Source organism: Aeromonas sp. DSM 116730 (genome assembly GCF_046581335.1).
Classification (GTDB): Bacteria; Pseudomonadota; Gammaproteobacteria; order Enterobacterales; family Aeromonadaceae; genus Aeromonas; species Aeromonas rivipollensis.
In genome coordinates, this window is sequence record NZ_CP144265.1 from 3,163,751 (window position 1) to 3,181,927 (window position 18,177).

The window sequence follows — 18,177 nt, forward strand, 5'->3', positions numbered from 1 at the left end:
GCTGCCCAAGCGCGGCGGGTCCCTCTGTCTCAGCGCCGAACCAGGCGCCCGAGGCAGACCTCATAGCTGGCGGCCAGCAGGCCGTCGGGCTGGCGGTGGCGTTCATAGGCTTCCCCGAGACGCGTCAGGCGCTGGCGGTTGCCAAGCCCCGCGGCCCTGTCGTCATTGACCTGGCTGGCCCCTATGCCCTTGAGATCCCGCAGCAAGTCATTGAGCTCCAGATAGGCGAGGGACCAGGTGAGACAGGTCAGCTCAGGCACCTGAAAACCCGCGGCTCCAATGGCCTGCTGCAACTGGGGCAGGGCGAGGAAGCGGTTGACGTGGGCGTGCCCGTCGACAGCACTCCAGGCTTCGCGCAACTGCCACAGGGACCCCGCCAGCAGGGTCGAGAAGAAGATCTGGCCACCGGGCTTGAGCACCCGGTGGATCTCGGCAAAGGCCTGGGCCGGGCGCTCGCACCACTGCAGGGCCAGGCTGGAGAAGACCCAGTCCAGGCTCTGATCCGCGAAGGGCAGCGCCTCCGCATCACCGCACACCAGCCGGGCGCCGCTGCCACGCAGGGCGGCCTGGGCCAGCATGCCGGGGGCGAGATCCAGCCCGTGCAACTGTTGACAACGACCCGCCAGCGCGGGCAGGAAGAAACCTGTGCCGCAGCCAAGATCCAGCCCGCAAACCGTCAGTTCAGAACCGACCGGCCCGTCCGGCATCAGGTCAAGCAGCGCCTGCCCCACCTCCTGCTGGAAACGAGCGTGAGCGTCATAATGACGGGCGGCCGCCCCGAAGCGGCGGGCGAGCTGGGCCTTGTCGACCTGCTGGAAACGCTCATGTAGCATGGGCGCCTCCTCTCTGATCACTGGATGGGCAAGGGCCCAAGGCGTCGAGCAGGCTGTCCACATCCTGCTCGCGGTGCGCGGCACTCAGGGTGATGCGAAGGCGCGCCGTGCCGACTGGCACAGTGGGTGGGCGGATGGCGCTGACCCAGACGCCGCGATCCCGCAGCCGCTGGGCCAGTTGCAGGGCAGCCGCGCTCTCCCCCACCAGCAGGGGCTGGATCGGGGTCTCGCTCGCACCAAGCTGCCAGCCCAGCGCCTCGGCCCCCTGCCGGAAGCGGGCGATCAACTGGCCAAGATGAGCGCGGGCATCATCAGCAGCGCGTACCAATCCGATACTCTTGCTGACCGCACAGGCCTGGGCGGCCGGCATATGGGTGCTGTAGACATAGTGGCGGGCAAAGTTGACCAGGTACTCTACCAGCTCGCGGCTACCCCCCACGAAGGCACCGGCGACCCCAAGCGCCTTGCCAAAGGTGCCCATCTGGATGTGCACGCTGCCAGGATCAACCCCTTGCGCCGCCAGTGTGCCGCACCCCTCTGGCCCCAGCACGCCGAGGCCGTGGGCATCGTCGATCATCAACCAGTTGCCGCTTTGAGCTGCGAGCGTTGCGAGCTCGCGCCAGGGGCCCTGATCCCCGTCCATGCTGAAGACCCCTTCCGAGACGATCAAGCCACGGTTTGGTTCGAGTTGACGCTCAAGGGCCGCCATGTCGTTGTGGCCGAAGCGCTTCATCTTGCAGGGGAGCTGGCTGCCCATCTCCTGCAAGGAGGCGTGGTTGAGCCTGTCCTGCCACAGCAGGTGCTCCTTGCCGAGCAGGGCCTTGAGCACCGCCTGATTGGCGGAAAAACCGCAGTTGAACAGCAGCACCGCCTCCACCCCGATCCAGTCGGCAAGCGTCTCTTCCAGCTGCTGGTGGGCACGGCTGTAGCCTGTCACCAGAGGAGAGGCGCCGGCGCCCGCACCATGGCGCTCGATCCCCTCCTTGAAGGCGGCCTTGATGGCGGAGTGATCGGCGAGCCCCAGGTAATCGTTGGCAGAGAAGTTGAGGTAGTCGCGCCCATCGACCACCAGCCTGGCGCCAGTGGGGCCATCGGTAGCGATGCGGCGGCGCAGCAGGGCCGCCTGCTCGCGTTCGGCCAGGGCCTCCCCCAGCGCAAAGGGGCCTGTGACAACAGGGGAAGTCATGAACGGACGGCACCTGCGCGGGGGCGGGTGGCATCGTAGAAGATCTCGGTCGGCTCGCTCTGGCGGCTCACCTCGGCCAGCAGCTCCTCTTCCTGAACCTGATCCGGCTTCTGGGCCCGCTGGGCGGGACGGATGCCGAGCCGCTTGAACAGCTGCATGTCGCTGTTCTCGTCGGGGTTGGGGGTGGTCAGCAGCTTGCAGCCATAGAAGATGGAGTTGGCGCCCGCCATAAAACACATGGCCTGCATCTGCTCGTTCATCTTCTCCCGCCCGGCGGAGAGGCGCACGTGGGAGGCGGGCATCATGATGCGCGCCACCGCTATGGTGCGGATAAATTCGAACGGATCCAGGTTCTCCTCGTTCTCCAGGGGCGTGCCCTTCACCTTGACCAGCATGTTGATGGGCACACTCTCAGGGTGGCGCGGCAAATTGGCCAGCGCCATCAAGAGGCCAGCCCTATCTTTGGCCTGCTCCCCCATGCCGACGATGCCGCCGGAGCACACCTTCATGCCGGCGCCGCGCACGTGCTCCAGGGTATCCAGCCTGTCCTGATAGGTGCGGGTGGTGATGATGTCACCGTAGAACTCCGGCGAGGTATCGAGATTGTGGTTGTAGTAGTCAAGGCCGGCGGCGCCGAGGCGGGCGGCCTGATCCGCGGTCAGCATCCCCAGCGTCATGCAGGTCTCCATCCCCAGCCCGCGCACCTCCTCGACCATGCGGAGGATATAGGGCATGTCCCTCTCCTTCGGGTTGCGCCAGGCGGCCCCCATGCAGAAGCGCGACGAGCCGTTGGCCTTGGCCTCGCGGGCCCGCTCCAGCACTTTTTCCACCTCCATCAGCCGCTCGGTCTCGAGCCCGGTGTGGTAGCGAGCACTCTGGGGGCAATATTTGCAATCCTCCGGGCAGGCGCCGGTCTTGATGGAGAGCAAGGTGCTCACCTGCACCTCGTTCGGGTCGAAATGGGCGCGGTGCACCGTCTGGGCCTGGAACAGCAGATCGTTGAATGGCAGGGCAAACAGGGCCTGAACCTCGGCGAGGGTCCAGTCGTGACGAAGGGCGTGACCGCCCAGGGTGAGAGCATTCATACATGGCTTCCAGTTGTTATAAGTGGGATCCTGCGCCGCCATCCTGGGATGAAGGACCGCAAAAGCCGCCACAGCGCCGACCTCCTCGTTGTGAGGCCTGGCGCCAAGTGGCTGAAATTGTTGGCTAGTGTAGAGAGCGCGCGTAGACTGTCAACACCGACCAGATCAAACCAATTGACAACAGAACACAAAATGACCAATCAAGAATTCGACCTGCACCACGTCTGGCACCCCTATACCTCCCTCACCCATCCCCTGCCCTGCTATGAAGTGGCCAGCGCCAAGGGGGTAAAAATCACCCTCAGCGACGGCCGTGAACTGGTGGATGGCATGAGCTCCTGGTGGGCCTGCGTCCACGGCTATCAGGTACCGGAACTGGACGCCGCCGCCACTGCCCAGCTCGGCAAGATGTCCCACGTGATGTTTGGCGGCCTGACCCATGCCCCTGCGGTGGAGCTGTGCCGCAAGCTGGTGGAGATCACACCAAAAGGGCTGGATCGGGTGTTTCTGGCGGATTCGGGGTCGGTGGCGGTGGAGGTGGCACTCAAGATGGCCCAGCAGTACTGGCACGCCAAGGGGACGCCAAGGGCCAAATTTGTCTCCCTGCGGGGCGGCTATCACGGCGACACCTTCGGCGCCATGAGCGTCTGCGACCCGGATGGCGGCATGCACGAGCTCTACAAGGGCTTCCTGCCGGAGCACCATTTTGTGGCCGCCCCGAGCTGCCGCTTTCATGCCCAGTGGGACGAGAGCTGCGTGGTGGAGCTGGCGGAGCTGGTTGCCGATCGCCACGAAGAGATAGCCGCCATAGTGCTGGAGCCCATAGTCCAGGGAGCCGGCGGCATGCGCTTCTATCATCCCCGCTACCTGCAGTGGGTGCGCGCCCTGTGCGACGAGTTCGGCCTGCTCTTGATTGCCGACGAAATCGCCACCGGTTTTGGCCGTACCGGCCAGCTGTTTGCCTGCGACTGGGCGGGCATCAGCCCCGACATCATGTGTCTGGGCAAGGCGCTCACCGGCGGCTACCTGACGCTGTCGGCCACCCTGACTACCGAACATGTCGCCCGCACCATCTGTGACGGCAAGGCCGGGGTCTTTATGCACGGCCCCACCTTTATGGGCAATCCACTCGCCTGCGCGGTGGCCAACGCCTCCATCGATCTGCTGCTAGCCTCCCCGTGGCAGGAAAGGGTAACCGCCATCGAGCATCAGCTGCGCACCGAGCTGGTGCAGCTGACCCTCAACCCGGCGGTGGCCGACGTGCGGGTACTCGGCGCCATCGGCGTGGTGGAGATGAAGGAGCGGGTTGACGTGGCGCGTATCCAGCGCAAGTTCGTGTCGCTTGGGGCCTGGATCCGCCCGTTCGGCAAGCTCATCTACCTGATGCCCCCCTTCGTCATCAGCCCCGAGGAGCTGCGGGTATTGACCCGCGCCATCCATGAGGCCATCGCCAGCGGCGAATTCTGAGTCTGGATGAATAGGCCCTGCATGAGAATGCAGGGCCTTTTGGCTCTTTTTCATCAGAATGTGAGCGAGACACCAGAACCCGGCTGGCGAGGGGAGTAGACTGCGCGGGTTTTACCCAACAGATGTACCTTTCCCATGCGCCTCTCCATCACTGCCAAGATCAATTTCTTCCTGCTCTTCATCTTCTCCATGGTATTGGTGTTTTCCGCGGCCTATCAGGCGGTGCGCGAGCGCGACCTCATCCTGACCCTCATCAAGGAGCAGAGCCGCGAGCAGACCGAGGCCTATTTCGACGGCCTCAACATGCTGATGCTGACCGGCAAGATGGAGGCCCGCGACACCCTGCGCGCCAAGTTCCTCGATCACGCCCACGTGGAAGATGCCCGCATAGTGCGCGGAGCGGCGATCAACAAGCAGTACGGGGCGGGTCGCGAGACCGAGGCCCCCAAGGACAGATTCGATGCCCTGGCCCTGGCGGGCAAGGGGAGCCTGGAGGTGGTGCACGACGGCACCCACAGCAAGCTGGTGGTGACCCGCCCCCTGCTGGCCAAGACGGATTTTCGCGGCACCGACTGCACCAGCTGTCACCAGGTGCCGGAGAATACCGTGCTGGGGGCTGTGCGCTTTGACTACTCCCTCGATACCCTCTTTACCCGGGTCGAGCAGAACATTCTCACTTCGGCACTTATTCTCACCGGTATCTTCGGGCTGGGGCTGTTGTTGACCCTCTGGGTCATCCGCACCTGGATAGTCCGCCCCCTCAACCAGCTGACCCGCTCCATGGAAGAGGCCACCGACCTGCACGACTTCGGCCACCGGCTGGAGGGGGATGAAGGGGACGAGATAGGCCGGGTGGCGCTCGCCTACAACCAGATGCTTGACAGCGTGGAGCGCCAGCTCGGCAAGCGCCCCGCCCCCTCATCCCAGGACAAGAAGCCGGCGGATCACGCCAGATAGTAGAACAGCAGGCTGGCGATCAGGATCAGCAGCAGGATGAAGAGGTTGACGTGCAGTGCATCCTCTTGCCGTCGGTGCTCCAGCGCCAAGACCTCTCGTCCCAGGACGACAAGCCGGCGGATCACGCCAGATAGTAAAACAGCAGGCTGGCGACCAGGATCAGCAGCAGGATGAACAGAATTGAGGTGCAGCGCATCCTCTTGCCGTCGACTGCGTCTGCGCTCCAGCGCCAAGACCCCTCGTCACAGGACGACAAGCCGGCGGATCACGCCAGATAGTAAAACAGCAGGCTGGCGATCAGGATCAACAGCAGGATGAAGAGGTTGACGTGCAGCGCATCCTCTTGCCGTCGGCTGCGCCTGCGCTCCAGCGCCAAGACCCCCAGGGTCAGCAGGCAGCAGCCCCAGAGCCCGTGCACCAGCCAGGGGGTGAGGGCGGGATCCCAGCCTTGGCGCACCTTGACCCCGCCATAGACCAGAAAGCCGTAGGCAATATCGGGGCGGGCATGGTGATAGAGGCCGAGCAGGACGATAAAGCCCCCCCAGCAGAGGATCACCAGCCCCTGGAGTACCCGTATCCAGCCATCCGGCCCCCGCCTGCGTTCTTTCACTCTCACCCCCTGCCCAACCGACCGGATCCATGCAAGATTCATGGGGGAAACCCCGCAAGGGTCCAACATTTTTGCTTGTTTATCAAACCCGCGCGGGTAAGATTAACGGCTTAGTCTGCCATGGTGGGCCACTCACGCCCGGGCCAGACCCCTAGTGTTGCAAATAGCGCTGCAAGAACAAGCTGGAGACAATATTTCGATGACGCACGCATCCGTAGTAGATGTGCTGACCGGTAAGTATGCGGTTGGCACCACCCAGACAGTGAAAGGGTGGATCCGGACCCGCCGCGATTCCAAGGCGGGGATCTCATTTTTGGCCATATCCGATGGCTCCTGTTTCCATCCGGTACAGGCCGTCGTTCCCAATACCCTGGCCAATTACGAGAATGAAGTGCTGCGTCTGACCACCGCCTGCTCAGTGGAAGTGACCGGTGTGGTCGTGGCTTCCCAGGGCAGCGGCCAGGCCTTCGAGCTGCAAGCCTCCGACGTCAAGGTAGTAGGCTGGGTCGAAGACCCGGACACCTACCCCATGTCTGCCAAGCGCCACAGCATCGAATACCTGCGCGAGCAGGGTCACCTGCGTGCCCGTACCAACGTGGTCGGCGCCGTGACCCGGGTGCGCAACTGCCTGGCCCAGGCCATTCACCGCTTCTTCCACGAAGAAGGCTACCTGTGGATCGCCGCCCCCCTCATCACCGCCTCCGACACCGAAGGTGCCGGCGAGATGTTCCGCGTCTCCACCCTGGACATGGAAAACCTGCCGCGCACCCCTGAAGGCAAGGTGGATTACGACAAGGACTTCTTCGGCAAGGAGACCTTCCTGACCGTCTCCGGTCAGCTCAACGTCGAGACCTATGCCTGCGCCCTGTCCAAGGTCTACACCTTCGGCCCGACCTTCCGCGCCGAAAACTCCAACACCAGCCGCCATCTGGCCGAGTTCTGGATGGTGGAGCCGGAAATCGCCTTCGCGGACCTGGAAGACAACGCCGCCCTGGCCGAAGCCATGCTCAAATACGTCTTCAATGCCGTGCTGCGTGAGCGCCGTGACGATCTGGAGTTCTTCACCCAGCACATCGACAAGGACGCCATCGACCGTCTGGAACGTTTCGTCGCCTCCGACTTCGCCCAGATTGACTACACCGACGCCATCGAAGTGCTGAAGAACTGCGGCAAGAGCTTCGAGTTCCCTGTCTCCTGGGGCATCGATCTCTCCTCCGAGCACGAGCGCTACCTGGCCGAGGAGCACTTCAAGTCTCCTGTGGTGGTGAAGAACTACCCGAAAGACATCAAGGCCTTCTACATGCGCCTCAACGACGACGGCAAGACCGTCGCCGCCATGGACGTGCTGGCCCCGGGGATCGGCGAGATCATCGGTGGCTCCCAGCGTGAGGAGCGTCTCGAGGTGCTGGATGCCCGTCTGGCCGAAATGGGCCTGAACAAGGAAGATTACTGGTGGTATCGCGACCTGCGTCGCTACGGCACAGTGCCGCACTCAGGTTTCGGCCTGGGCTTCGAGCGTCTGGTGGTCTATGTGACCGGCATGGGCAACGTGCGCGATGTCATCCCCTTCCCGCGTACCCCTCGCACCGCCGAGTTCTAAGACGCGCCGAGCCAGACTCGCACCGTGCAAAAGCCGACCCTTGGGTCGGCTTTTTTTTCCTGCTCTCCCGGCTGTTGCCCCCCGCCTCTCATCCTGATCCTCGAATAAATCCCACCACCCTCTTCCCCTGCCTGCCACCCTCCCGATCGCCCCTGTTCAAGGGCATATCCATAGTTTTTATGCACTTAAATCGGAAAAGAGTCTGTTATTGAACCACCTCAATTTTTTACCCCTTTAGGGGTGCCAGAATACCCACCAACCCTTTAGGGGCAAATAACGACAGATGCTCCCGGGCCCCAGGGCCGATGCGGACATGGATTCAATCACACGAGGTAATGGAATGATCTTGATGGAATTTTTGGTGGTGCTCGGCTGCTTGCTGCTGGGTACCCGCTTTGGGGGCATGGGACTGGGTCTCATCAGTGGCATAGGTCTCTTCCTGCTGACCTTCGTGTTCGGCCTGGTGCCGGGCGAGCCGCCGGTGCAGGTGATGCTGACCATACTGGCGGTGATCGGCTGCGCCGCCACCCTGCAGACCGCCGGTGGCCTCAACCTGATGATGCAGGTGGCCGAGCGCCTGCTGCGCCGTCACCCCCAGTACATCACCATACTGGCGCCGCTCACTACCTGGACCCTCACCTTCCTGTGCGGTACCGGCCACGTGGTCTACACCATGTTCCCCATCATCGCCGACATAGCGCTGCAGAAGAACATCCGTCCCGAGCGCCCTATGGCGGTCGCCTCCGTTGCGTCCCAGATGGCGATCTGCGCCTCCCCGGTCTCCGTTGCCGTGGTCTCCATGGTCTCCATTCTGGCGGCCGGTCACGGCATAGGGCAGGCTTACGGCCTGCTCGACATCCTGATGATCGCCATCCCCTCCTCCCTGACCGGTGTGGTCATGGCGGCCCTGTGGAGCCTGCGCCGTGGCAAGGATCTGGACAAGGACGAGGAGTTCCAGGCCAAGATCCAGGATCCGGAGCAGCGCGCCTTCGTCTATGGCGGCGGTGAAACCCTGCTCAACACCAAGTTCCCGAAAGAGGCCTACTGGTCAACCTGGATCTTCTTCGCCGCCATCGCCGCCGTGGTCTTGCTCGGTGCCAACGAAGGTTTGCGTCCGGTCTTTACCATCAAGGACAAGACAGGCCCCCTCTCCATGAACCTGGTGATCCAGATGATGATGCTGATCGCCGGCGCCATCATTTTGATGCGCTGCAAGGTCAAGCCGGGTGATATCTCCAACGGCGCCGTCTTCAAGGCGGGCATGGTCGCCATCTTCTCCGTGTTCGGGGTTGCCTGGATGAGCGAAACCTTCTTCCAGGCCCACATGCCGCTGCTCAAAGAGACCCTGGCCCACGTGGTACAGGCCCAGCCCTGGACCTACGCCCTGGTGCTCTTCCTCATCTCCAAGCTGGTGAACAGCCAGGCCGCCGCCCTGACCGCCATCGCCCCCATGGGGCTGGCACTGGGCGTTGAGCCGAAACTGCTGATCGCCTTCCTGCCGGCCAGCTACGGCTACTTCGTGCTGCCGACCTACCCGAGCGATCTGGCCTGTATCGGTTTCGACCGCTCCGGCACCACCCGCATCGGCAAGTTCATCATCAACCACAGCTTCATCATTCCGGGGCTGATCGGGGTCAGCAGCTCCTGCGCCCTGGGTTATGTGCTGACCACCATTCTGCTGTAATCGCAGTCGCGTTTAGCACGCCATTGCCAGACAGGCCCCCGCTTTGGGGGCCTGCTCTTTTCTCCCCCTCTCTGCTCTCCAACAATTTTCCCACTGCTATTTCCAGCCACGACGGCTTTACCTGCGCCCCCGCCACTGGGTAGCATGTGCTCCCTCTTTCACCATCGGAATCTCCCCCCATGTCTCGCGTCATCCTGCTCTGGAGCGGTGGCAAAGATGCCATGCTGGCCCTCTGCCATGCCCGCGATGCGGGTCATCAGGTGGTGGCCCTGGCCACCTTTGCACCGCTAGAGCCCCGCTTTCTCGCTCACCCCTTGCCACTGGTGCGCCGTCAGGCGGCGGCCCTGGGTCTGCCCCATCTGCTGGTCACCATAGAAGCACCCTTCGAGCAGAGTTATGAGACGGCGCTGAGCCGCCTGCAGCAGGAGTGGGCCCTCGATGGGGTGGTGACCGGCGACATCGACAGCGTGGGGGGCGCACCAAACTGGATCCGCGAACGCTGCCAGCCGCTGGGGCTCATCGTCCATACCCCGCTCTGGCAGCAATCTCGCCAAGCCTTGCTGGCAGATATGCTGGCGCGCGGCATAGTCGCCCACCTCTCCTGCGTCGATACTCGGGTACTGGGCGCCGAATGGGTGGGACGAACGCTCGATGCCACCACCCTCAGCGATCTGCAACAACTGGCCGAGCACGAGGGATTCGATGCCTGTGGCGAGCAGGGGGAGTACCACAGCATGGTGACCGACGGCCCGGGCTTTGCCGCCCCGCTGCGCCTCGATGGCTGGCAGCTGGCGCGCCAGGATCATCTGGCCTATCTGGCCGAGCCGCAGGGGTAACGGCCTCAAGCCATCTGGCCCGCGCGCTCAAGGACGCGCGAAAAATCGATATAAAAAAACGGGAGGCAATAGCCTCCCGCTTGGGTTTAAGCGGACCAAGTTTGAGCGGGCCAATAACGACCCGAACAAGGGATAAACCGGCTTATTTCGCCAGCTTGCCCAGCACCCGCTGCAACAGGCGGATGCGCGGCTCTATGCTCTCCAGCAGCAAGAACTCGGCCTCCGAGTGGAAACCGCCCCCCATGGGGCCCAAGCCATCCAGGGACGGCACCCCGGCGGCGGCGGTGAAGTTGGCGTCCGAGCCGCCCCCCGCCTCCAGCCAGTTGAAGGAGATCCCCTCATCCGCTGCGGCAGCCTCCACCAGCGCCATCAACGCCTCGGTGTCGCCACTCGGGCGCATTGCCGGCTTGAAGCTCTGGCGATCCACCTCGACCCGGCAACCGCGCAGGAAGGGGTTGTTGGCCATAAAGCCGAGCCGCTCGTGCACGGCGGCAGCCTCGTCGTTGCTCCAGAAGCGCAGGTCGACTATGGCCTCGGCGAAGTCCGGCACCACGTTGACGCCGGTGCCGCCCTGTACCACACCCACGTTCATGGTGGTGCCCGTCTCCATGTTGACCTGTTCGTTGATGGCCAGTACCCAATGGGCGAGCTCTGTGATGGCGGAGACCCCCTCCGCCAGGGCAGATCCCGCGTGGGAGGCCTTGCCGTGGAAGCGGATGCGGTACTTGGCATTGCCCTTGCGGGCGCTGATGAGATCCCCGCTCGGACGGGCCGCCTCGGCCACCAGCACGCAGCCGCTCTGTTTGGCCTTGGCTACCAGCCAATCCCTGGACCAGGGGGAGCCAATCTCCTCGTCGCAGTTGCAGCAGACCAGCACCTTGAGTTTGGCCAGCAGCGCCGGATCCATCCCCTTCAAGGCATACCAGGTGGAGAGCAGGCCGCTCTTCATATCCGACACTCCGGGGCCGAAGGCCTGATTGCCTTCGACTTTCAGCGGGCGTTTGGCCGCCGTCCCCTCGGGGAAGACGGTATCCATGTGGCCCACCAGCATGACATCATAGTGAGCCGCCCCCGGGGCATTGGTTGCCTCGAGGCAGGGGCCGCACTCGGGGGCAAACTGGTGGCGGGTCACCTGCCAACCGATAGCCTCATATTTTTCGGTCAGGATGTCGGCCACCCGAGCCACCCCGGCCGGGGTGCGGGTGCCGCAATCGAGATTGATGAGCGGGGCCAGATCCGCCAGATAGGCGTCCAGGGAAAAAGCGTTGCGAGGATCTGTCATCATCGTCTCCAAAGGGCAAAAGGTCGGGCCTCGCCCTTGCGCAGAGTGAATGGAGCGGGCAGCCTGGCCACCCGCCCCGCCATTACATAAACAGCAGATAGTTGAGCGCCAGCGCCGTCACCAGGGCGCCGGCCATGGGCACGCAGGTGCGCTTGACCACCACGAAGGGGGAGACCTTGGCGATCCCCGCGCAGGCGATCAGCACAGCCGCGATTGGGGAGACGGTGCGGCCTATGCTGGAGGCGAGCTGCATCGGCAGCAGCATGGTCACCGCCGGCACCCCGAACTTGGCCGCTACCGCCGGTGCCAGGGTGGAGAAGCTCAGGAAGGCCGCGTTGCCGGAGCCCATGATGACGGCCGCCACCATGATGAGTCCCACCATCACCAGCGTCATCAGGCCGCTGCCGATCCCGGCATTGCTGGCGGAGTGCAGCAGAGTGTCGATGGCGCCTATGGCCTTGAGGGATTCGGCAAACAGCTCGGCACAGACGATGAGCGCCACTACAGGACCAAACACCTTGCCCATGCCGTCGAGGAAGCTGGAGAGCCCGGCCATGGCGGTGCGCACCGAGCGGGTGCGCAGCAGCTCGCACAGCATGCCGATAAAGACCGACAGCAGCATGGCCACCTCCACGCTGACGCTGATGCTGGTCACCAGCAGCTTGGAGAAGGTCATCATCAGCACGAAGGGGATGATGGGCAGCAGGGCATACCAGGTCGGTGCCGGCACCTCCTCTTTCCCCTGCTCGTCCAGCTCGGCCGGATCGCCGCGATGCTGGGCGGGATCCCAGCCATCCAGGCGATCGCAGTGACGCTGCCAGAAGAAGTGCAGCACCATGGTCACCAGCAGCATGGGGGCCACCAGCCAAATCTGGTAGTCGACGAAGTAGCTGGTCGGATCCATGCCGGACTGGCCGGCGGAGAAGATGGCATTGGTCTGGGTCGGGCCAATCTCGAACGCCTGGGAGGTGGCGATGACGCCACAGGCCGACGCCGGGCTGATACCGAGGTTGCGCATCACGGGGTACATGGTGACCATCAGCAAGAGGCCGAGGCCGGTGGCGGAAGTGACAAACAGCGACACGAAGACCGCCACCAGATAGCAGATGGCCAGCATCAGGTAGCTGGACCGGATGCCCGCCACCGGCTTGACCGCCACCCGCACCAGGGACTGGGAGGCGCCTATGTGGGACATGTAGGTGGCAAAGCCCGCCACCGCCATTATGGTGAGGCCAAGCCCCGCCGCCCGGTAGGAGAAGATCCCCTTGAACACCTCGAACAGGTCGAACAGGGCGAACCCCGTGCTCTTGTCGGCAGGCAGTATGGGGTGCAACCCCAGCCAGTAGGCCACCGCGAAGATGGCCATGCCTGCCAGCGCCAGCACCGCCTGCGGGTTGTAATCCTTGACGATGCCGTAGACCACGGCCATCAGCACGAGCAAGACGAATAAGAGTTCCAAAGTGCGCTCCTGATAAGATTATCGAGGTTCGAAATCTAGTGGCGAGCCCCTCCTTTCCCCTTGATCCCTATCAATAAAAGTGGCTTGAATGACAAAAAGCAGCATCAAATTTTGATATATCAAATAAAATTGGTACATCAATCCAGTGCCGACGCACTAGAATGCCCTGCATCAGATCCTGACCAACAACCTCCACTTTTTTTGCGTTGGATCAACGCCCGTCAGAGGTGAACTGGCCAAGATGCCCGTCGATACAGAGCGACCATTTCGCACCGGAGAGAGTTATGACAAGCCAAGCCACCGCAGGGACTTCGACCTGCGACTACAAGCTGTGGGACATCCTCGTCGAGTCTGCAAAGGAACGCACCACCATTCGTTATTCCAAGCTGGCCAGGCAGGCCGGGCTGGAACAGTGCCAGGATGAGCTGCGCACCCTGCTGCAACGCATCCGCATGTACTGCACCGAAAACAACCTGCCGATCCTCTCCGCCATAGTGGTGGACGACGTGGGCAAATACACAGGCCTCTCCTCCAGCCTGCCGGATGCGCCCTGGGAGCGGGCCCGGGTCTTCGACCACCAGTGGACCACCCTGCACTGATAGCCCCCTTCCCACAAAACGCGCCCCCAGGCGCGTTTTGGCTATCTGGCCCCTCGCGATTTCTCCCCCCTCCCCGCTGGTAAAACCAGCCAGCCCGGCCATGAGCGTTGCCATGGCTGGGCCACAATGCCAGAATCGGGCCCTTGCATGATTTCACGTTCGGATTTCAGGGCCCCGGGCCCGCAGATATAGGATCTCCCATGGCCACCACCCTCTATGGCATCAAGAACTGCGACACCATCAAGAAGGCCCGCAAGTGGCTGGACGAGGCTGGCATCGACTATCGCTTTCACGACCACAGGGCCGACGGCCTCGAGCCTGCCCGGCTGGACGGCTGGCTGAACCAGCTGGGCTGGGAAGCCCTGCTCAACACCCGAGGCACCAGCTTCCGCGCCCTGCCGGAGGAGGCCAAGCAAGGGCTGGACACCGCAAAAGCCCGTGCCCTGCTGCTGGAACACCCCGCCATGATCAAGCGCCCGCTGCTGGATCGCGATGGCGAGCTCACCCTGGGGTTCAAGGCAGACCACTACCAATCCCTCTTCTCTCGTTAAACTTTTCTGTTAAGGAACGCCGATGTCGGATGTCATCGCACTGGCCAAGGATCTTATCCGCCGCCCCTCAGTTACCCCCCTGGATGAAGGGTGCCAGACCCTGATGGCGGAGCGCCTCGAGCGCCTCGGGTTCGTCATCGAGCCCATGGTGTTTGAAGACACTACCAATCTCTGGGCCCGCCGTGGCAGCGAGGGGCCGCTGTTCTGCTTCGCCGGCCACACCGACGTGGTGCCCGCCGGGCCGCTGGACAAATGGCATACGCCGCCATTCGAGCCGACCATCATGGATGGCATGCTCTATGGCCGGGGCGCCGCCGACATGAAGGGGTCGCTGGCCGCCATGGTGGTGGCCACCGAGCGCTTCGTCGCGGCCCACCCGGATCACCAGGGCTCCATCGCCTTTCTCATCACCTCCGATGAAGAGGGCCCCTTTATCAACGGCACGGTGCGCGTCATCGACACCCTGGAGGCGCGCAACGAGAAGATCCGCTGGTGCATCGTCGGCGAGCCCTCCTCCACCGCAGTGGTAGGGGACGTGGTGAAGAACGGCCGCCGCGGCTCCATCACCGGCGATCTGCTGGTGCGCGGAGTACAGGGCCACGTGGCTTATCCTCATCTGGCAGACAACCCCATCCACAAGGCGGCGCCTGCCCTGGCGGAGCTCGCCGCCACCGTCTGGGATGAGGGCAACGCCTACTTCCCCCCCACCAGCTTCCAGATAGCCAACATCCAGGCCGGGACCGGCGCCTCCAACGTCATTCCCGGCGAATTGCAGGTGCAGTTCAACTTCCGTTTCAGCACCCAACTGACCGACATGGATATCCGCGAGCGGGTCGAGGCACTGCTGACCCGTCACGGTCTGGACTTTGAGCTGAAGTGGACCCTCTCTGGCCAGCCCTTCCTGACCGACACCGGCGCCCTGCTGGAGGCCACAGTCGCCGCCGTGGCCGCGGTCAACGGTCAGCAACCTGCCCTGCTCACCACGGGCGGAACGTCCGATGGACGCTTTATCGCCCCCACCGGGGCTGAGGTCATCGAACTGGGCCCGGTCAACGCCACCATCCACAAGGTGAACGAGTGCGTGAAGGCGGACGATCTGGATCTGCTGGCGGACATGTACCAAGGGGTGCTGGAGCACTTGCTGGCATGACCCAGGATCAACTGCTTGGGCTCGACGGGAGCCACCTCATCCTGGTGGGGCGCGGGCCTCACCGCCTGACCGCCGCCACCGCGGCGGCCTTCAACGACATGCAGGTGGCGGCCGCCTATGAAGGGTTCAACCTGCAGGCCGCCTCCAGCTGGCGCAGCTTCGAGCGCCAGCTCGCCATCTGGAATGGCAAGTGGCGCGGGGAGCGGCCCCTGCTGGACGCCGACAACCGGCCACTGGATGCGCTGCAGCTCGGAGAGACAGAGCGGCTGCACGCCATCTTGCGCTGGAGCGCCCTGCCGGGCACCAGTCGCCATCACTGGGGCACGGATCTCGACATCTATGATCCGGACTGCCTGCCCGCCGGTACCAGGCTGGCGCTGGAGCCCTGGGAGTATGAGGCGGGAGGCTGGTTTGCCGATCTCGGCGAGTGGCTCGGGGATCACATGAGCGACTTCGGCTTCTTCCTGCCCTATGCCAAGCCACTGGACGCGGCTCAGGGGGTCGCCTACGAGCCCTGGCACATCAGCTTCGCCCTGGAGTCCGCTGAACAGCGGCTGGATCCGGATGCGCTGGCGCTTTGCCTGCAACAGGCGGATATTGAAGGCAAGGCGTGCATACTGTCCCATCTCGACGAGATCCTGGCCCGTTATGTCACTGCCGGTCACACCGAAAGGAGAATCCGATGAGCGTGTGGTTATGGATAGGCCTGCCGCTGCTGTTTTTGCTCGGCCTGTTTCTCAATGCCATCAAGGACATGAAACAGCTCGAAAAGCAGTTGCCGAAATACAAGGACAAGATCCGGGAAGTCAAGGACGACGAGGACGACTGACCTCCCCCGCAGGAGCCCGATGGCGCTCCTGCGCCCCCACCCCGGCCTGCTGACAACCCTGCACCCGCCCCCTGAAAATGGGCACCAATCGCCACTCCTCCCCCCTCTTTCTCGTCCCCCTCAGGCCCCGCGCCTACTGCTTAAAAACAGCACAACAACCGTAAAAAACTGCAAATCGATGCACAATTAAGCCACACAAAGGGGTGCAATCTGCATATAATGTGCCTGTTTTGCCGCCCGCCATAAGGAGTTCGCCATTGGATGCCACCACCATCAACAGTTTCTTTTTTATCGGTGCCTTGTTGGTGGGAGCCAGTGTCCTGTTAAGTGCGCTCTCGTCCCGGGTCGGCATCCCCATCCTGGTCATCTTCCTCGCCGTCGGCATGCTGGCCGGTGAAGATGGCCCCGGCGGCATCCACTTCGCCGACTACTCTGTCGCCTACCTGGTGGGCAACCTAGCACTGGCCATCATTTTGCTCGACGGCGGCATGCGCACCCGGGTCTCCTCCTTTCGGGTCGCACTCTGGCCCGCCCTGTCGCTGGCCACCGTCGGGGTGGCCATCACCACAGGCCTGACCGGTCTGGCCGCCGCCTGGCTGTTTGACCTCAACCTGATGCAGGGGATGCTGATCGGGGCCATCGTCGGCTCCACCGATGCGGCGGCTGTCTTCTCCCTGCTCGGCGGACGCAGCCTCAACGAACGGGTCAGCGCCACCCTGGAAATAGAGTCCGGCAGCAACGATCCCATGGCGGTCTTTCTCACCGTCACCCTGATAGAGGTGCTGGCCAGCGCCCAGCAGGGGCTGGACGCCGGCTTCCTGCTGCTGCAACTCATCAAGCAGTTTGGCCTCGGCGCCGGCATAGGCCTCGCGGGGGGCTGGCTGCTGTGGCGGCTCATCAACACGGCCCGCCTGGCCCCCGGGCTATATCCGCTGCTCACGGTGAGCGGCGGCCTGCTCATCTTCGCCCTCACCACGGCGGTGGGGGGCAGCGGCATCCTCGCCATCTACCTCACCGGCCTGTTGCTCGGCAACCTCTCCCTGCGCAGCCGCAGCACCACCTTGTCGGTGCTGGACGGCCTGACCTGGCTCAGCCAGATCGGCATGTTCCTGGTGCTGGGGCTGCTCGCCACCCCGAGCAATCTGCTGCCCATCGCAGTGCCGGCGCTGGCCCTGGCCATGTGGATGATCCTCTTTGCCCGCCCGGTGTCGGTCTGGATAGGCCTGCTGCCGTTCAAGAACTTCGCCCCCCGGGAGCGCTGGTTCATATCCTGGGTCGGCCTGCGCGGCGCCGTGCCCATCATACTGGCGGTCTTCCCCATGATGGCGGGGCTGCCCAATGCCCAGCTCTACTTCAATGTCGCCTTCTTCGTGGTGCTGGTCTCCCTCATCCTGCAGGGCAGCTCGCTGCCGCTGGCCTCCAGGCTGGCGCGGGTCGAGGTGCCGGCGCCGCCGTCCCCCATCAACCGCTCCGGGCTCGAGATCGATCTCGACAGCCAGTGGGAGACCTTCGTCTATCGCCTGAGCGCCGAGAAGTGGTGCATAGGCTCGCCCCTGCGGGAGTTGCGCATGCCGGAGGGTACCCGCATCTGCGCCCTGTTCCGCGGCCAGGAGCTGCTGCACCCCTCGGGCAGTACCTGCCTGCAGTCGGACGACATCCTCTGCGTCATCGGCCACGAGCGCGATCTGCCCGCCCTCGGCCAGCTGTTCAGCCAGGCGCCGGAGCAAGATCTGGGCCCGCGCTTCTTCGGTGACTTCCTGCTGGAGGCGACCGCCAGGCTGGTGGATCTCGCCCCGCTGTACGGGCTGGATGTGAGCGAGGTGGCGGATCAGACCCTGGGCGATTTCATTGCCCATCAGTTGGGCGATAATCTGGTAGTGGGTGACCACGTCGCCTGGCAGGGCCTGCTCTGGACGGTGGCGGAGATGGAAGAGGGTGAGCCTCGCAAGATAGGGGTACGCTTCCTGGAAGAAGATCCGGTCTAGGGCGCAAGCCGGACCCTGTTCAATACACATACTCGGCGCCCGTTCCCGCCAGGACGGTGAACCG

The 18,177-nt window shown here is 63.7% G+C and carries 18 protein-coding genes; 11 read left to right on the top strand and 7 right to left on the bottom strand.

Going from position 1 to position 18,177, the window contains the following annotated elements; all coding sequences use genetic code 11:
• Positions 1–29: 29 nt before the first annotated feature.
• From bioC to bioB, 3 genes are read right to left on the bottom strand one after another with little or no spacing between them, the layout of a single operon-like run.
• Entirely contained in the window at positions 30–833 is an 804-nt protein-coding gene (bioC, locus tag Aeroheme_RS14330; protein ID WP_411166084.1) for a malonyl-ACP O-methyltransferase BioC, read from the bottom strand.
• Positions 823–2,019, bottom strand: coding sequence for an 8-amino-7-oxononanoate synthase (gene bioF / locus Aeroheme_RS14335; protein ID WP_411166085.1), 1,197 nt, complete (start codon positions 2,017–2,019; stop codon positions 823–825). Before bioF ends, bioC begins: the two co-directional genes overlap by 11 nt.
• Positions 2,016–3,104 (bottom strand): biotin synthase BioB, encoded by a 1,089-nt coding sequence (gene bioB, locus Aeroheme_RS14340; RefSeq protein WP_139746279.1) that lies wholly within the window; start codon positions 3,102–3,104, stop codon positions 2,016–2,018. The genes bioF and bioB overlap by 4 nt, the downstream gene beginning before the upstream one ends.
• A gap of 192 nt (positions 3,105–3,296) precedes the next feature.
• On the opposite strand from bioB, the gene bioA reads away from it, so the two are divergent.
• Both bioA and Aeroheme_RS14350 read left to right on the top strand, forming a co-directional pair.
• The gene (gene bioA / locus Aeroheme_RS14345; RefSeq protein WP_411166086.1) at positions 3,297–4,571 is read left to right on the top strand and encodes an adenosylmethionine--8-amino-7-oxononanoate transaminase; all 1,275 of its coding nucleotides are present in this window, start codon (positions 3,297–3,299) and stop codon (positions 4,569–4,571) included.
• 135 nt (positions 4,572–4,706) lie between these two features.
• Positions 4,707–5,528, top strand: a complete 822-nt coding sequence (locus tag Aeroheme_RS14350; RefSeq protein WP_411166087.1) for a HAMP domain-containing protein — start codon at positions 4,707–4,709, stop codon at positions 5,526–5,528.
• Positions 5,529–5,649: 121 nt separating this feature from the next.
• On the opposite strand, the gene Aeroheme_RS14355 is transcribed toward Aeroheme_RS14350, so the two are convergent.
• Together Aeroheme_RS14355 and Aeroheme_RS14360 are read right to left on the bottom strand one after the other, a co-directional pair.
• The gene (locus tag Aeroheme_RS14355) at positions 5,650–5,784 is read right to left on the bottom strand and encodes a hypothetical protein (protein ID WP_411166088.1); all 135 of its coding nucleotides are present in this window, start codon (positions 5,782–5,784) and stop codon (positions 5,650–5,652) included.
• A 9-nt stretch (positions 5,785–5,793) separates the two neighbouring features.
• Positions 5,794–6,138, bottom strand: coding sequence for a hypothetical protein (locus Aeroheme_RS14360; protein WP_411166089.1), 345 nt, complete (start codon positions 6,136–6,138; stop codon positions 5,794–5,796).
• A 199-nt stretch (positions 6,139–6,337) separates the two neighbouring features.
• Here Aeroheme_RS14360 and asnS point away from each other — a divergent pair, with 199 nt between their 5' ends.
• From asnS to Aeroheme_RS14375, 3 genes are all read left to right on the top strand, one after another.
• Positions 6,338–7,738 carry an asparagine--tRNA ligase gene (gene asnS / locus Aeroheme_RS14365; protein WP_106887421.1) on the top strand — a complete coding sequence of 467 codons (1,401 nt, stop codon included), beginning with the start codon at positions 6,338–6,340 and terminating at the stop codon, positions 7,736–7,738.
• A 340-nt stretch (positions 7,739–8,078) separates the two neighbouring features.
• Positions 8,079–9,422 carry an anaerobic C4-dicarboxylate transporter gene (locus tag Aeroheme_RS14370; RefSeq protein ID WP_025326310.1) on the top strand — a complete coding sequence of 448 codons (1,344 nt, stop codon included), beginning with the start codon at positions 8,079–8,081 and terminating at the stop codon, positions 9,420–9,422.
• A gap of 179 nt (positions 9,423–9,601) precedes the next feature.
• Positions 9,602–10,258 carry a hypothetical protein gene (locus tag Aeroheme_RS14375; protein WP_411166090.1) on the top strand — a complete coding sequence of 219 codons (657 nt, stop codon included), beginning with the start codon at positions 9,602–9,604 and terminating at the stop codon, positions 10,256–10,258.
• A gap of 142 nt (positions 10,259–10,400) precedes the next feature.
• On the opposite strand, the gene Aeroheme_RS14380 is transcribed toward Aeroheme_RS14375, so the two are convergent.
• Both Aeroheme_RS14380 and dcuC read right to left on the bottom strand, forming a co-directional pair.
• Entirely contained in the window at positions 10,401–11,540 is a 1,140-nt protein-coding gene (locus Aeroheme_RS14380; protein ID WP_408863973.1) for a M20 family metallopeptidase, read from the bottom strand.
• Between the two features lie 82 nt (positions 11,541–11,622).
• Positions 11,623–12,999, bottom strand: a complete 1,377-nt coding sequence (gene dcuC, locus Aeroheme_RS14385; RefSeq protein WP_411166091.1) for a C4-dicarboxylate transporter DcuC — start codon at positions 12,997–12,999, stop codon at positions 11,623–11,625.
• Positions 13,000–13,283: 284 nt separating this feature from the next.
• Here dcuC and Aeroheme_RS14390 point away from each other — a divergent pair, with 284 nt between their 5' ends.
• From Aeroheme_RS14390 to Aeroheme_RS14415, 6 genes are all read left to right on the top strand, one after another.
• Positions 13,284–13,598 carry a hypothetical protein gene (locus Aeroheme_RS14390; RefSeq protein WP_163136004.1) on the top strand — a complete coding sequence of 105 codons (315 nt, stop codon included), beginning with the start codon at positions 13,284–13,286 and terminating at the stop codon, positions 13,596–13,598.
• A 200-nt stretch (positions 13,599–13,798) separates the two neighbouring features.
• The gene (locus Aeroheme_RS14395; RefSeq protein ID WP_111911199.1) at positions 13,799–14,149 is read left to right on the top strand and encodes an ArsC family reductase; all 351 of its coding nucleotides are present in this window, start codon (positions 13,799–13,801) and stop codon (positions 14,147–14,149) included.
• Between the two features lie 22 nt (positions 14,150–14,171).
• Entirely contained in the window at positions 14,172–15,299 is a 1,128-nt protein-coding gene (gene dapE / locus Aeroheme_RS14400; protein WP_111911197.1) for a succinyl-diaminopimelate desuccinylase, read from the top strand.
• Entirely contained in the window at positions 15,296–15,985 is a 690-nt protein-coding gene (locus Aeroheme_RS14405) for a M15 family metallopeptidase (protein ID WP_411166092.1), read from the top strand. Before dapE ends, Aeroheme_RS14405 begins: the two co-directional genes overlap by 4 nt.
• Positions 15,982–16,128: a hypothetical protein gene (locus Aeroheme_RS14410; RefSeq protein ID WP_080675092.1), complete on the top strand. Its 147-nt coding sequence runs from the start codon at positions 15,982–15,984 to the stop codon at positions 16,126–16,128. The genes Aeroheme_RS14405 and Aeroheme_RS14410 overlap by 4 nt, the downstream gene beginning before the upstream one ends.
• Before the next feature lie 257 nt (positions 16,129–16,385).
• Complete coding sequence (locus tag Aeroheme_RS14415) at positions 16,386–18,113, top strand: potassium/proton antiporter (protein WP_106887433.1); 1,728 nt, start codon at positions 16,386–16,388, stop codon at positions 18,111–18,113.
• The last annotated feature ends 64 nt before the right edge of the window (positions 18,114–18,177 follow it).

What these genes read in the sequence shown, in the direction of transcription:
- bioB (WP_139746279.1), bottom strand. Translation starts at nt 3,104, where the DNA reads ATGAATGCTCTCACCCTGGGCGGTCACGCCCTTCGTCACGACTGGACC.
- Aeroheme_RS14370 (WP_025326310.1), top strand. Translation starts at nt 8,079, where the DNA reads ATGATCTTGATGGAATTTTTGGTGGTGCTCGGCTGCTTGCTGCTGGGT.
- bioA (WP_411166086.1), top strand. Translation starts at nt 3,297, where the DNA reads ATGACCAATCAAGAATTCGACCTGCACCACGTCTGGCACCCCTATACC.
- asnS (WP_106887421.1), top strand. Translation starts at nt 6,338, where the DNA reads ATGACGCACGCATCCGTAGTAGATGTGCTGACCGGTAAGTATGCGGTT.
- bioC (WP_411166084.1), bottom strand. Translation starts at nt 833, where the DNA reads ATGCTACATGAGCGTTTCCAGCAGGTCGACAAGGCCCAGCTCGCCCGC.
- bioF (WP_411166085.1), bottom strand. Translation starts at nt 2,019, where the DNA reads ATGACTTCCCCTGTTGTCACAGGCCCCTTTGCGCTGGGGGAGGCCCTG.
- Aeroheme_RS14395 (WP_111911199.1), top strand. Translation starts at nt 13,799, where the DNA reads ATGGCCACCACCCTCTATGGCATCAAGAACTGCGACACCATCAAGAAG.
- Aeroheme_RS14380 (WP_408863973.1), bottom strand. Translation starts at nt 11,540, where the DNA reads ATGACAGATCCTCGCAACGCTTTTTCCCTGGACGCCTATCTGGCGGAT.
- Aeroheme_RS14405 (WP_411166092.1), top strand. Translation starts at nt 15,296, where the DNA reads ATGACCCAGGATCAACTGCTTGGGCTCGACGGGAGCCACCTCATCCTG.
- dapE (WP_111911197.1), top strand. Translation starts at nt 14,172, where the DNA reads ATGTCGGATGTCATCGCACTGGCCAAGGATCTTATCCGCCGCCCCTCA.
- Aeroheme_RS14390 (WP_163136004.1), top strand. Translation starts at nt 13,284, where the DNA reads ATGACAAGCCAAGCCACCGCAGGGACTTCGACCTGCGACTACAAGCTG.
- Aeroheme_RS14375 (WP_411166090.1), top strand. Translation starts at nt 9,602, where the DNA reads ATGTCTCGCGTCATCCTGCTCTGGAGCGGTGGCAAAGATGCCATGCTG.
- Aeroheme_RS14410 (WP_080675092.1), top strand. Translation starts at nt 15,982, where the DNA reads ATGAGCGTGTGGTTATGGATAGGCCTGCCGCTGCTGTTTTTGCTCGGC.
- Aeroheme_RS14350 (WP_411166087.1), top strand. Translation starts at nt 4,707, where the DNA reads ATGCGCCTCTCCATCACTGCCAAGATCAATTTCTTCCTGCTCTTCATC.